Raw genomic sequence first — 12,608 nt, 5'->3', positions numbered from 1 at the left:
AAAGGATGGAGCCGCACGCGATGGAGGCGGGAGGCGCAGGCGCATATCAGCCCCGGAAACTCCTGCAGCTACAGCAGGCCGACGCGGCACCAGCGGGGATCTGGGGCCCAGCTAGGCGGGCGAGGGAGCCCCTCAGGCCGCTGCTGGTCGGGGTGCCGCCGGCCCCAAGTCGCTAGCAACGCGGTCACCATCGCTCGCGGTGGTTGCTCCCGGCACGGTCATAAGTCGTGAAGGATCGTGTCGGTGGGGTCGCCGAGGAGCGGGCCAGGAGTGGCGAGCAACTGGTCGACAGCTTCGGTGCGGGTGTCCGCACGGCGCACGACCACGTGCCCGTCGGGAGCGAGGGCCTGCCAGCGGCTGCCGGTCCGGTAGACGCGGCCCAGCTCAATGACGTCGTAGCCGTCGTCAATATGCACGCGGTAGGAGCCACCCGGCAGGCGCGGCAGGTTCTCCGCGAGCGCGGCGGCTAGTTACGCCGGGGTGAAGGGGCTGATCGGCCGCTCGCACGGCGAGCGAGCGCGCGGTCTTCGGAAAGTGCGGGCCTCGGGCCCGAGGTCGGGCAGTGGCACGGGGGCGAGAAGCGCGGTCAGCAGCGCGGCCACGGCCTGAACGCGGTTGGTGCTGGCCGATCCGGGCACGGGGGCCGTCCGGCGTGCAGGCGACGTCACGGCCGCGACGTCGCGCTGAAGCCAGCCGACGCAGCAGCTGCGCACGATGATGTCGGTCCGGCCGGACACGCGGCCCTTGAGCAGGCTCCAGGACGCCAGGCTCGTCGGCGAGGTGTCGATGCATCCGCCGTGATCGTCGTGGAGCGGGCCCACCGTCACCGCCGCGTGGTCGGCGCCGGGGATGTTCCAAGGCGGCCGCTGCGAGTGCTGCGGAGTTGAACGCGCTGTCGGTCTGGAAGGTGGTGATGAGCCGCCCGTTGCGGCCGTAGACCTGCCATCCGTCGGGTGTGGCGTGCAGTCATCCCGTTGCCCGTCGGCCAGGAGGAGGAAGGTCTCGCCGTAGAGCCGGGCCGGGTACAGGTTCGATGCTGGCGCAGCCGGGGCCGTCTGGGGTTGCTCGAAGGCTGCTGGTGCGGCTGACGCTGAACTCGGCGCCATAGCCGGTTCTCTCGGCGCGCGCCGTACCGAGCCAGGGGCGAGCCAGCGCTGACGCGCAGCAGCACCCGTCTCGACCGGCCTCCGGTGCCCGCCTGGCCACCCGCGACCAGCGCGCTGCCGAGAGTGCATGTCTCGGTGGTACGCCAGGTACTGCGGATCGATGTCGTGGCCGGAGACAGTGCGGAAGGGCCTTTCGGCTCTCGCCGGTGAGCTGGTTGATCACTGCGAGGTCGTCCTTGTGACGATCGCACACGTGGTCGTTGGGGCACAGGCACAGGACGTTGCTGGCCACGTCGTGACCGTCGTGCGGGCTGCCGGCGGGTGAATCTGCGCGCCCTCGGCGTGCGGGCCGTGGGGGGAGGGTCAGCCGGGTTCTGCAGATCTGGCAGGTGTGGTCGTCGTCAGCTGGCGGCGTCGAGGACTTCGCGCAGCTTGCGAGCAAAGGCTTCAGGCTGCCCGGCGTAGCCGAACTCGCCATCGAGGAAGCCGCCGTGGTGGCTCGGGAAGACCGTCGCCTGCTGACCGAGCAGTTTGGCTGTCGCCACCGAGGTGCGTCCGGTGAAGGTGTTCAGGGATTCCTCGCCCACTGCGATCACGATCCGCGTTGGCGCCGCGGTGAGCGCGTCGACGTCGGGCTGGTAGCTGCTGACCGCCCAAGAGCGGTCGGAGAGCAGCGGATCGTCGCGGGAGCCGTCATCCTCGGTCGGCATTCCGAACATGGCGGGTTCCGGCGTGGGCTGGGCGAAGTAGTCGTTGGTGTACTCGCCCTGCCACGAGGTCATCGCGATGAAGGCCGCCATGCCGGCACCCCAGCCCTTGTCCTCGTACGCCTTCCGGACGCCGGCCTGGGCGCGCTCGGCAGCCGGGGCGTCGGGGAGGGTCGGGATGAGTGGCGGCTCGTGCGCCACCAGGGTGGTGATGTCATCGGGGTAGGCCGTTACGAGGGCGAACGCGGTCACCGCACCGCCGCTGCTCGCGAACATCTCGACCGGGCCCGCGCCGAGCGTCTCGATGACGGCGTGCACGTCGGCAGCTTGGATTCCGGGCGCATGGTCGACCCGGCCGTCCTTGCGGGTGCTGCGGCCGAGGCCGCGTGGGTCGTAGGTGACCACGGTGCGATCGGCGAAATGCGACGCCAACGCGCCGAAGCCGCTGGCGTCCATGGGCTGGCCGATCATGACCAGCGGTGGGCGTCCGTCGGCGTCGGCGACGGGGGTCTTGAGTATCACCGCTGCGAACCACCCAGACGACCGGCCCAAGCCCACATCGCCGGCAACCCGACGGGCCTGATCTCGCTGCGCCGAGTACGGTGCGCGCCCTGCTCGTGTGGCTGGTCACCAACGTCACCCGAGCGCTCGCCGCCGCGGTGACCCCGTGGTGAGCGCGCAGGTGCGCCTGAGGCCGAACGGAGGAGGCAGGGACTGGTTCCGCTCTGCGCGAAGCCGGCGGAACCCGACAGGGCTGTCTACCTATGGTGTGGAGTATGGCCTCCTCCATCCCGCAGCCATCTTCCATCTCGCCGCTACGTCCAGCGATCGATCGGACCGCCCTCAAGCCCTCTCCGGCTCGCGAGCCGCTGTGGCGGCAGGTGCTCGGTGAGTGTCTGAGGGACCTTCGTCAACAGCGGGGCGAGAAGTTGAGTGAGACGGCGGGTCGCGCCGGAGTCTCGCCGCAATATCTCTCCGAGATGGAAAGAGGCGTCAAAGAGCCGTCGAGTGAAATGATCGCCGCGGTCGCCGGCGCGCTGGATGTGACCCTGGTCGATCTGACTCTTGCTGTCGCAGAGAATTTGCGGTCTGCTCAGCCCAGCGGGTCGAGGGGTGCTGTCTGCTCGGCGGCGTATGCTCTGGCCGCTTAGCGGCTTGCCGGGGTTGTTCGCGGGCCTATGAGTGCTCCTCGATGATCTGATCGAGGAGCCCGTACTCCAAGGCCGCGGTCGCGGTGAACACGCGATCGTGATCGGTGTCGGCGCGTAGGGTCTCGATCGTCTGGCCGGTGTGCCGTGACAGGATGCGCTCGATGTCTGCCCGGACTCGTACAACCTCGTCGGCCTGCAAGATGAGGTCGGGGATCGTTCCGCGCCCCTGAGCGGCTGGTTGGTGCAGGATCACGCGTGCGTGGGGGAGAGCGGCACGTTTTCCCTCGGCACCCGCGGCGAGAAGGACGGCACCGACCGCGACGGCTTGTCCGACGCAGGTTGTCGAAACCCGCGGGCGGATATGGCGCATGGTGTCGTATATCGCGAGCATCGCACTCGGATCACCACCTTCGCAGTTGATATAGAACTGTATTTCGGCATCGGGGTTGTCCGACTCCAGAAAAATCAGCTGCGCGATGAGCGCGTTGGCGACGCCCGCGTCGATCGCGGTGCCCAGATAGACGATTCGCTCGGTGAGCAGGTGCGAGTAGACATCCATGATCCGCTCGCCACGGGGATTCTGCGCGATGACGTTCGGTATCGTATATGTGGTCACTTGCCGACTCCTTCGGTGACGCCGAATCCGGGCCGCGGGCGATTGTGCGGCGCGACTTCGTCGAAGGTCTGCACGATCGCATCTATGAAACCGTAGTCGAGCGCCTCTTGCGCTGTGTACCAACGATCGTGCAGAGAATCCTCGAATATGCGCTCGACGGGCTGGCCCGTGTCCTCGGCGATAAGACCGAGCACCGTGTCACGAGTATGCCGGAGGTCGCCGGCCTGCAGTTCGATGTCGACCGCGGTGCCACCGATTCCCGCCGAGCCCTGGTGCATCAGGACGCGTGCGTGCGGCAGGGCGCGGCGCTTGCCTCGGGTCCCCGACGACAGCAGGAATTGCCCGGCGCTGTAAGCGATGCCCAGCACGAGGGTCGATACGTCACAGGGAATGAGGCGAATGATGTCGCGAATCGCCAGCATCGAGGGGACCGAGCCGCCCGGGGAGTGAATCCACAATGCGATATCGGTCGACGCGTCCTGGGTGGCGAGTGCTATCAGTTGCGTGGCCAGCAGTGTCCCGTTGTCGTCGTCGAGAGGGCCGTCGAGAACGAGAACACGCTGCTCGTAAAGCTCGCGTCTCATCCGCTGGTTGAACAGGGGAAGTTTCGATTCTTCGCTCATGCGTCCATCATGTGAGGCGATTCGCATCGGCGTCGACACGATCCGCCTGCGGCAGATCTGCTCTGAGCAGCGTGACCTCCTGAGCAGGGGCATATGGTCACGCTCCGCAGGGCACTCGGGTCGGCTTCAGGGCGCATCTGGTCAGGAGCCGGTTTCCGGATGGGCACCTGAGCATTCGCTCGGCATGGACAGCGGATCGAGTGTCGCCAGTCACTACTCGGGGCAGAGGATGGCGTCCCCCGTCCTGGAGGCGAGCGGGTCGATGGCGGGATCGCGGTGGCCAGGGTGAGGGACATGACGAGCTGGACCCGCCCCGTCCCGCGAGCCGAAGGTGGGGGTGGTGAAGCCGGGCGAGCTGCTCTTGACGGCCTTGTACTCACCCTGGCTCTCGCACACCTCGAGGGTGGGTAGTGGGGATCCGTGGGCGGCCGGCGATCGCCCGCGGCACGCTGCCGAAGGCGCTGGCCTGTACCGCTTCAGAATCCGTCGCGGGGTGCTTGACCTGCGGATCGACCTGAGGTGGCGGCTCGGTCCAGGATCAGTTCCCGTGCCTCTCCGTCGCCTCTATCTGCTCATGATCCAGGTGTTCGGCTTGCTGATGCTCCTGGGACGTGGTCAAGCGTCCAAAGACATGGAAATCATGGTGCTCCGGCATGAGCTGGCTGTGCTGCGGCGTCAGGTCGTCCGGCCGAAGCCCAACTGGGCGGATCGAGCGGTCCTGGCCGCCCCTCCGACCAGCAGGTATCACAGAACGTGATCGTGGGTAACGACTGCTTGGAACATTGAGTGGCTGAGAGGGATGGCCTTGTTTGACGGTCGCTGGATGCACGGTGTGCTGGCTGCGCTGGTCCCCCTGGGGCTGACCGCGGGCCAGCCCGGCCCCTCCGGGTCTCCGGCGCGGGAGAACCCCCCGGTCGTGCTGTTCCCCGCGTTCCATTTCACCAAGCTCCAGGCGACCGTACGCGACCAGACCACGGCGCCGGGCTGTCCGCGGTCTGGCACCTTCCAGGACTGGTTCCGCAACGACCGGCCGAGCAGGTTCAGCCAGGTCTGCCGAGACCGGCTGCTCACTCTGCGCTACCGCGACGATCCGTCGCTGCCGATGCCGGGGCGTTTCGCCGAGCAACCGGGCGTCACCGTCGAGATCATGGAATACGGCCGCACGGACAGCGCACCGTACTACGAGGCTCTCTACCGCAGGCTGGAGACCGCCGGGTATGTCCGCGACCGGGACATCCGGGTCGCCGGGTACGACGCCCGGCTCACCCCCGACATGGGCGGCTTCTTCGAGCGCACCCGCCGGCTCATCGAGGACACCTACCGCGACAACGGCGAGCGGCCGGTGCACCTGGTCGGCCACTCCAACGGGCCGCTGTATGCCCAATACCTGCTCACCCACACCAGCCAGGCGTGGCGAGACCGCTACATCCACGGCTTCACCCCGATCGCGGGCAACATGCCGGGGCAGGGTCTGATGTACTCCGTGATGTTCACCGGGCAGAACATCCAGGACTTCGGCTACCCCACGACCAGGAAAAACGCGCGGAGCAGCGCGCGGATGTACCAGAGCGCCCCCTCGACCTACATGAGCGCGGCCGACCCGGCGGTCTTCGGCGACCGTGAGGTCGTCATCCGCGAGTCCTCGACGGGCCGCTCCTACACGCCTCGCGACTATCGGCGCCTGTTCGCCGACGCGGGGCTGCCGACGGCCGGGAAAATCGCCGCGTACTACATCGGCTTCGTCCGGTTCGCCGATCCGAGGTCGTTCCCCGACGTGGACGTCTACGGGGAGAAGGGTTCCGGCCTGCCCACGGTCGTCGGGGCCCGGCTGGCGAACCTGTCCACCGGCCAGATCGCCGACCCCGGTGGCTTCCTGCGGCGCGACGGCGACGGTAACCAGGAGGACATCACCAACAACGCCATCCTGGCCTGGCGGGCCATGCACTGCCATCACTTCAGCCTGACGGACAATCCCGGCGTGGAGCACGGCGCGCTGCCCAACGATCCCGCCCTGCTCGACCGCCTGGTCACCGTCCTGGGCCGACCGCGCACCCGCTGCCGGTAGCCGGCTGCTGCGGGGGGCCGAGTTCGCGTATCTGTCGGTCTGCGGCACGGGCCAAGCCGGGCACCGGCTGCCCGATGAGGCCCTGCATATCGGCGCCGCGTTCCACCTCGCGGGATTCGCCGACGTGGTGGCCTGCTTGTGGCCACTCTCGGACGACTTCGCCGTACGGCCGACAGGGCCGGCCAGTTCACAGGATGAACCGTTTTGCGAGCGGAACACGACCCGGCTAGACGCTCCTGGCCCGCACCGTGACGAAAAGGGCGTCAATCGTGTCGGTAACGACATCGTCGCCCATGAACAGCACGTTGTAGATGTACTCGCCTTCCTGGTCGGGCAGATCACTGATCCTGAAGCGCCCGGCCACGGAGGTCTGCACTGTGCCGAGGTCCGTGCTGGTGCCGTCGGGGTTCCCGCGGATCACCGTCACCGAGGGACGGGTGGCGGGCGCCTGGTCACCGAACTTCAAGGTGCCCCGAAGGTGGAACCGGTCGCCGAGAACCAGGTCCCTGCGGCCGGCCAAGGTGAGCGATGCCGGCTGCCGGGCGACGTCGACGGACACCGACGCCTTGCTGCCGCGGACGGTGGCGGATCCGTGCCAGCTCACGTCGTAGCCGACCGTTCCGGCCACCGGTGGGATATCGGTGATGGAGAACGTGCCGTCCGCCTCCGTCTTTCCGCGGCGGAGCGTCGTGCTGGTCCCGTCCGGGAGGCGGCGGGTGACCTCTAGCCTCCGTACGCGCGGGGTCACGCCTTCGGGCAGGGTGAGCCGGCCGTTCAGCGTGACGGGCTCCAGCGCCGTCGCCTCGTCCGGGGCCGACAGGGTCACGGCCGACGGCAGCAGGGTGGCGTCCTCCAGCCGCCACAGACGCAGGTTGGTGGTGCCGGACGTGTAAAGGACGCAGAAGACGTCGTTGCCGGCGATGGTCATGGTGAGGATTCTGGGGGTCGGCCATCCGCTGGGGATCTTCTGCTTGTCGGTAAGCGCTCCCGTGGCCACGTCATACAGTTCGACGCCTCGATCGCCCCACGACCAGCCGCCTGCGAGATGGCCACCATCCGCGCTGATGGCGGCGCCGGCCACCGAGCCCCGGACCGCCGGGTCCTTGCCGTAGTCCCGCAGCTTCGTCAGGCTCGCGAGGTCCCAGGACTCGAACCCACGCGGGAACGCCAGGACGGCGGTGGAGCCGTCCGGGGTGATGTCGAGGCCCGGCCGGGTGCTCGTGGCCGGGTCGTCCCCGTCGATCTCACCGCGCAGAGTGGCGGAACCGGTGCTCACGTCGTACACCCGGACATCGGCGGAGGAGATGTCAGGAGCGATGGACAACAGGGTGTTCCTCGCGACGGCGATCGTGGGCGTAGTGGACTGCCCGGTCAGAACGGTGACCGGTTGTGGGTCTGGAGCCGATACATCGACGCGGGTGATGACGCCGCCGGTGTACATGTCGCACCCGTGGGCCGTCCACAACGTCTGTCCGGACAGTGCCAGATCGGCCAGGCACGAGTACGCCGTGAAGTCGAACCGCCGGGTGACCGCCAGGGCGGTGGTGTCGATCTCCACGACCTCGCGCGAGTCGGGCAGCGCCACGTACGCGCGGGCGCCGTCTGGTGTCGCGACGACATCTTCCACACCGGCGAGTCCGGTGACCGCGCCGAGCAGCACGCCTTCGGTGTCGGTGACCACGACGCGGTCCCTGGCGGTCACGAAGACCTTGCCTCCTCCAGCGGCCACCTCACTGTGGTCGGCGATACTGAGGCGAACGCCGAGATCGGTCATCGAGTCGGCGGCCGAGACCGCGGGCGTCGCGGCGACGACGAGCCCAGCCGTCATGGTCATGGAGCCCATGAGGGCGATTAATCGGCGGGCCGACCGGCTGACGTCCGGCCGTTTCGAGGGTGAGAAGCGCACGTGTACTCCGCTCTGAGCAGGAACAAGGCATAAAGGAACGTCATGATCAAGCCAGAGATCCGGCGGCCGGTCAAGATCCTTGAGGGGGATATCTCGTGATCAGTTAGGACGGCGACGCAGGTACGGCGGGTAGTGGGAACTGCCCGCCCGCGGACCGTGGTCATACGGCGTCGCCTACCACCGCGAGTCGTGCTCGGTGCGTGCTCGCGCGCTCTGGTGCGTCCCGTCATGATTCGGCACTGCCGGACAGGCAGAGCAGATCAAAGCTTGCTACTCGATCGTTGCTGGTGTAGGTGCCCGTAGGCGAAGGGCTGAGATGCCCTGCGGCCACGGTAGATGTGCAGGGTGTAGAACAGGTGCGGTCGTTCGCCGTCCCGGTAGGCCACGACGCCGGCCATGTTGACCCGGCCCGAGCCTTTGCCGCGTACCGTCACCACCGGACGAGTGCCGACCGGTGCCCAGGTGCGTCCCTTGGGCGGCCTCAGCCCCTGCCCGGCTTCGTCTTCGAAGCAGAGGTAGGCGTCCACGTCCGCCGCGGTGCTTTTGCCACCGGCCACACCTCGGCCTTCCAGGTCGCGATGGCCTCCTCGTCCCGCTCCAGGGCCCGCCGCGACGGGACCTGGACCGACCAGCCGTGGCGATGCACTAGCTTGCCCACGCCCTCGATGGTGTAGCCGATGTGGAACAGCCGGCCGATCAGTGTCTTGATGCGGGCCAGCGTCCAGCACTGGTTTTCGTCGTATCCCCAGGCCAGCGGGCCGCGCCGAAGCTCGGTCTCTAATCGCTGCCGCTGCTTGGCCGATAGCTTCTCCTTCGGCACCGGCCCCTTGGAGCGCAGGCCTGCGTCCCACCCTCGCGTCAGGCCTTGCGCCAGCGGGTCACTGATCGCTCGTGCACCCGTAACCGTGCGGCTACTGTCTTGGTCGACTCGCCGGCCTCGAACCACTCGGCCGCTTGCAGCCGTACACGCTCTCGCCGTTCCTGCTCGGCGGGCGTGTATCCACCCCTTTGCCCGTACCGCATATCCCGGTCGTACTACACCGAGCGCTACCCGTCACGACCTGAAGACTCTTCGCATTCAAGCTGTGTACTGAGCACGGGATCCAGCAGTTGAAGTTCGTTGGCCCAGAATGGCGGTTCTTTGACGCCTCCTCTCTCCGCCAATTTCATGATAAGGGAACAGGCGGCGGTGAAGAGCGGGGCCAGGTCGGGTGCCTGCGCGCCCGCCTATAGCGGATATCAAAACACGGTCGCCGCCGCCGAGGCCGTCGGTGAAAACCCCATTACACCGTCAAAGCCCTTATCGCCGATCCGTCGATATCCCCTCCGTCGACCAGGGCTTCAACGCATACAAGAGCGCCTTGAACAAGGCGCGGCCGGGCATGTGGTGACTACGCTGGGAAACGGAGTCACGGCGAAGCGCATGCGATGACCCCGGTCAGGCTGCACCACGACCAAGTCAACGGGCGTTTCTGGTAATAGAAGATTCCTCTGTGATTTACGTCACGTCGCCCCTGTCGGGCTGCCGAAGCCGCAAGCGAGTGAGCTGCCGGAACCCTGAGGGCGGTTCGATTTCGCGGTCTTCTGTTTCACGGCTGTCCGGCTTGTCAAGATCTATTCCTGTTCGCTCTGCCTGTGTATATCTGAGGCGTTATTTATGGGGAGCTTACAGGGGTGCGCCCGGATGCCCTTGTGTTTTCTGTTCTACGGGGAGTGTGGGCGTGACTGTGCGGCGTGCTCAGGTAAGTGCGAGGGTGCTGGGTCAGAGCAGGTTCGGGCTCGGGCGGAGTTCACCGTCGAGGTGGGTCAGCCGCCTGGCCTTAGCCGTGATCGTGGCTCTCATGCCAGGGATTCTCACGCTGCAGGCGCAGGCGGCCGTCGTCGCCCCTTCTCCTGCACGACTGGAGATTCCCGGCTCACCATCTTCAGGCAACGCCGGCAAGGTCCCTGTTCAGCGCTCCGGCTCGGCGGAGAATCTGCCGCACCTCGTCGATCCGGCCGCCACCCAGCCGCAGGTCAAGGGCAAGACCGGTGACGACGGCAAGCGGCCCAAGGGCTCGCTTGCGGTGGAGAAGCCCCGCGAGGTGGTGGACGAGCCCGCCACGAACGGCCTGAACAGTCCGCCGCCGCTGACCTGGGAATCGTCCCCGGCTGCCACCGGATCGGAGCCGGCGACGAATGACGGCCGTCCCCCTCGTGGGCGCGCGGAGGGTGCCGGCATCGGCAAGGCAACCCCGTCAACGCTCAACGGTCAGGGGAGCGCGGCGCAGGATGGGGCGAAGACCGCAGAGACGTCTGTCCCTCGGGCGCAGGCTGTGTCGGCTGTCGCGGCCGGTGCGCTTCCGGTGGTGTCGGACCTGTCGGCCTCGTCTGGGCAGTTGGCGTCGGGGTTGTGGACGTTGTCGTCCACGACCCCGTACTTCTCAGCCTCCGGGGCCGATCCCGAGTCGCGGTCGTTGAAGCTGGAAGCGCAGGTTGAGCATGACCCCTCCGCTCCTGCGCAGGGCTCGGGGCTGATCTGGTCCGACAGTGGCCAGGTGTCGAGCAGCTCATGCTCGACCTGGAGCAAGTGCTCCCTGCAGACACCCGCCGTGACGTCGGGCAAGGTGAAGGACGGGTGGCTGGTCCGCTGGCGCGTACGCGTCTCCACCTCGTCCGGGGTGGTGGGTGCCTGGTCGCAGTGGCAGTCCGCGCGGGTGGACATCTCCAAGCCGGTGGTGTCGGACTTGTCGGTGTCGTCTGGGCAGTTGGCGTCGGGGTTGTGGACGTTGTCGTCCACGACCCCGTACTTCTCAGCCTCCGGGGCCGATCCCGATTGGCGCTCGTTGAAGCTGGAAGCCGAGGTTGAGCATGATCCGTCGGCTTCTGCGCAGGGTTCGGGGTTGATCTGGTCCGACAGTGGCCAGGTGTCGAGTGGGTCGTGTTCGACGACGAGCAAGTGTTCTCTGCAGACACCCGCCGTGACGTCGGGCAAGGTGAAGGACGGCTGGCTGGTCCGCTGGCGCGTACGCGTCTCCACCTCGTCCGGGGCGGCGAGCCCGTGGTCGGAGTGGCAGTCCGCGCGGGTGGACATCTCCAAGCCGGTGGTGTCGGACTTGTCGGTGTCGTCTGGGCAGTTGGCGTCGGGGTTGTGGACGTTGTCGTCCACGACCCCGTACTTCTCAGCCTCCGGGGCCGATCCCGATTGGCGCTCGTTGAAGCTGGAAGCCGAGGTTGAGCATGATCCGTCGGCTTCTGCGCAGGGCTCGGGGTTGATCTGGTCCGACAGTGGCCAGGTGTCGAGTGGGTCGTGTTCGACGACGAGCAAGTGTTCTCTGCAGACGCCCTCTGTGACGTCGGGCAAGTTGAAGGACGGGTGGCTGATTCGCTGGCGGGTGCGGGCTTCGACCTCGTCCGGGGCGGCGGGTCCCTGGTCGGGGTGGCAGGCGGCGACGGTCTCGGTGAGCGGCACCGCGGGCAATGGCCTGGGGGCCGTTCCGGCCACGCGTGGCACTGACGCGTGGACGCTGGCGTCGGTCACGCCGTGGCTGTACGGGAAGGTGACCGATGCGGGTGGATCGAAGCTGGTGCTGGGTGCGGAGATCGAGTACGACCCGGCCGCGACCGGGCAGGGTACCGGCCTGATCTGGTCCGGCAAGGGCACCACGAGCTATGCCTCCGGGGGCAATGCCTGGGTGCAGGTGCCGGCCGGGAAGCTGACCGACGGCATGAAGGTGCGCTGGCGGGTACGTGGCGTTACCACGGCGGGGGCCGAGGGCGAATGGTCGCCCTGGCAGATGGCCACGGTCGATGTGAACAAGCCCGCCGCGTCCGATGCCGGTTGGACTCCGGCCACTAAGGGCGCGCTGTCGTGGACGGCGTCTTCGACCACGCCGTGGGTGTACGCCAAGGTCACCGATCCGGATTCACGCGCGTCGCGGTTGTGGGTGCAGATCGAGCACAACGCGGTTGAGCAGGGCTCCGGCGTGATTTGGGAGGGCAAGAGCACCACGAGCTATGGTTCCGGGGGCAATGCCTGGGTGCAGGTGTCGGCCGGGAAACTGGCCGATGGCATGAAGGTGCGCTGGCGGGTGCGCGGAGAGACCGCCACCGCCGTGGTCGGCCCGTGGTCCGACTGGTCTGCAACCGTCATCGACCTGCGTAAGCCGTCAGTGGAATCGCTGGGCATGGATCCGGCGCTGCCCGGTTCGGCGTCCTGGACGGCGGGGTCGGTGACGCCGTGGCTGTATGCGAAGGTGAGCGATCCGGACAACCGGTCCAGCAAGCTCAATGTCGAGGTCGAGCACGACCCGGCCGCCACAGCCCAGGGCACGGGACTCATCTGGGCGGGCTCCTCGTCCAAGGAGTACGCGACGGGGACGATCGCCTGGGCGCTGGTGCCGGCCGGGAAGCTGACCGATGGCTGGCAGATCCGCTGGCGGGCGCGGGCCACGA

General features: G+C 67.7%; 13 protein-coding genes and 1 pseudogene. 4 read left to right on the top strand and 10 right to left on the bottom strand.

Annotated elements, in window-relative coordinates:
- Positions 1-218 precede the first annotated feature (218 nt).
- The 3 genes from ACWDRB_RS64230 to ACWDRB_RS64220 all read right to left on the bottom strand — a co-directional run bounded on the left by ACWDRB_RS64230 (position 219) and on the right by ACWDRB_RS64220 (position 2,335).
- Complete coding sequence (locus ACWDRB_RS64230) at positions 219-416, bottom strand: hypothetical protein (protein ID WP_449911977.1); 198 nt, start codon at positions 414-416, stop codon at positions 219-221.
- A 54-nt stretch (positions 417-470) separates the two neighbouring features.
- Positions 471-827: a hypothetical protein gene (locus tag ACWDRB_RS64225; RefSeq protein WP_449911976.1), complete on the bottom strand. Its 357-nt coding sequence runs from the start codon at positions 825-827 to the stop codon at positions 471-473.
- Between the two features lie 680 nt (positions 828-1,507).
- Positions 1,508-2,335, bottom strand: a complete 828-nt coding sequence (locus ACWDRB_RS64220; protein ID WP_449911975.1) for an alpha/beta fold hydrolase — start codon at positions 2,333-2,335, stop codon at positions 1,508-1,510.
- Between the two features lie 254 nt (positions 2,336-2,589).
- On the opposite strand from ACWDRB_RS64220, the gene ACWDRB_RS64215 reads away from it, so the two are divergent.
- Positions 2,590-2,964: a helix-turn-helix domain-containing protein gene (locus tag ACWDRB_RS64215; RefSeq protein ID WP_449911974.1), complete on the top strand. Its 375-nt coding sequence runs from the start codon at positions 2,590-2,592 to the stop codon at positions 2,962-2,964.
- Between the two features lie 25 nt (positions 2,965-2,989).
- On the opposite strand, the gene ACWDRB_RS64210 is transcribed toward ACWDRB_RS64215, so the two are convergent.
- The 3 genes from ACWDRB_RS64210 to ACWDRB_RS64200 form a co-directional block, all read right to left on the bottom strand.
- Positions 2,990-3,580: a ClpP family protease gene (locus tag ACWDRB_RS64210; protein WP_192787173.1), complete on the bottom strand. Its 591-nt coding sequence runs from the start codon at positions 3,578-3,580 to the stop codon at positions 2,990-2,992.
- On the bottom strand, positions 3,577-4,203 hold the full coding sequence (locus ACWDRB_RS64205) for a ClpP family protease (RefSeq protein WP_350727266.1): 627 nt from the start codon (positions 4,201-4,203) through the stop codon (positions 3,577-3,579). The genes ACWDRB_RS64210 and ACWDRB_RS64205 overlap by 4 nt, the downstream gene beginning before the upstream one ends.
- A gap of 213 nt (positions 4,204-4,416) precedes the next feature.
- On the bottom strand, positions 4,417-4,599 hold the full coding sequence (locus ACWDRB_RS64200) for a hypothetical protein (RefSeq protein ID WP_449911973.1): 183 nt from the start codon (positions 4,597-4,599) through the stop codon (positions 4,417-4,419).
- Positions 4,600-5,026: 427 nt separating this feature from the next.
- Here ACWDRB_RS64200 and ACWDRB_RS64195 point away from each other — a divergent pair, with 427 nt between their 5' ends.
- Complete coding sequence (locus ACWDRB_RS64195) at positions 5,027-6,268, top strand: lipase/acyltransferase domain-containing protein (RefSeq protein WP_449911972.1); 1,242 nt, start codon at positions 5,027-5,029, stop codon at positions 6,266-6,268.
- Positions 6,174-6,422: pseudogene (locus tag ACWDRB_RS64190) on the top strand (CHAT domain-containing protein); the annotation flags it as partial. The gene ACWDRB_RS64195 and the pseudogene ACWDRB_RS64190, both read left to right, overlap by 95 nt.
- 72 nt (positions 6,423-6,494) lie before the next feature.
- On the opposite strand, the gene ACWDRB_RS64185 reads toward ACWDRB_RS64190, so the two are convergent.
- The 4 genes from ACWDRB_RS64185 to ACWDRB_RS64170 form a co-directional block, all read right to left on the bottom strand.
- Positions 6,495-8,102, bottom strand: coding sequence for a hypothetical protein (locus ACWDRB_RS64185; RefSeq protein ID WP_449911971.1), 1,608 nt, complete (start codon positions 8,100-8,102; stop codon positions 6,495-6,497).
- Between the two features lie 553 nt (positions 8,103-8,655).
- Positions 8,656-8,994 (bottom strand): helix-turn-helix domain-containing protein, encoded by a 339-nt coding sequence (locus ACWDRB_RS64180; RefSeq protein WP_449911970.1) that lies wholly within the window; start codon positions 8,992-8,994, stop codon positions 8,656-8,658.
- A 38-nt stretch (positions 8,995-9,032) separates the two neighbouring features.
- Entirely contained in the window at positions 9,033-9,197 is a 165-nt protein-coding gene (locus tag ACWDRB_RS64175; RefSeq protein ID WP_449911969.1) for a helix-turn-helix domain-containing protein, read from the bottom strand.
- A 1,228-nt stretch (positions 9,198-10,425) separates the two neighbouring features.
- Positions 10,426-11,625: a hypothetical protein gene (locus ACWDRB_RS64170; RefSeq protein ID WP_449911968.1), complete on the bottom strand. Its 1,200-nt coding sequence runs from the start codon at positions 11,623-11,625 to the stop codon at positions 10,426-10,428.
- On the opposite strand from ACWDRB_RS64170, the gene ACWDRB_RS64165 reads away from it, so the two are divergent.
- Positions 11,615-12,608, top strand: a 994-nt coding sequence (locus ACWDRB_RS64165; RefSeq protein WP_449911967.1) for a hypothetical protein, incomplete at its 3' end; no start/stop codon positions are given. The genes ACWDRB_RS64170 and ACWDRB_RS64165 overlap by 11 nt on opposite strands.

Source organism: Nonomuraea sp. NPDC003707, assembly GCF_053587055.1.
Note: the sequence above shows the minus strand (reverse complement) of the source record. Positions and strands in the feature narration are given on the sequence as shown.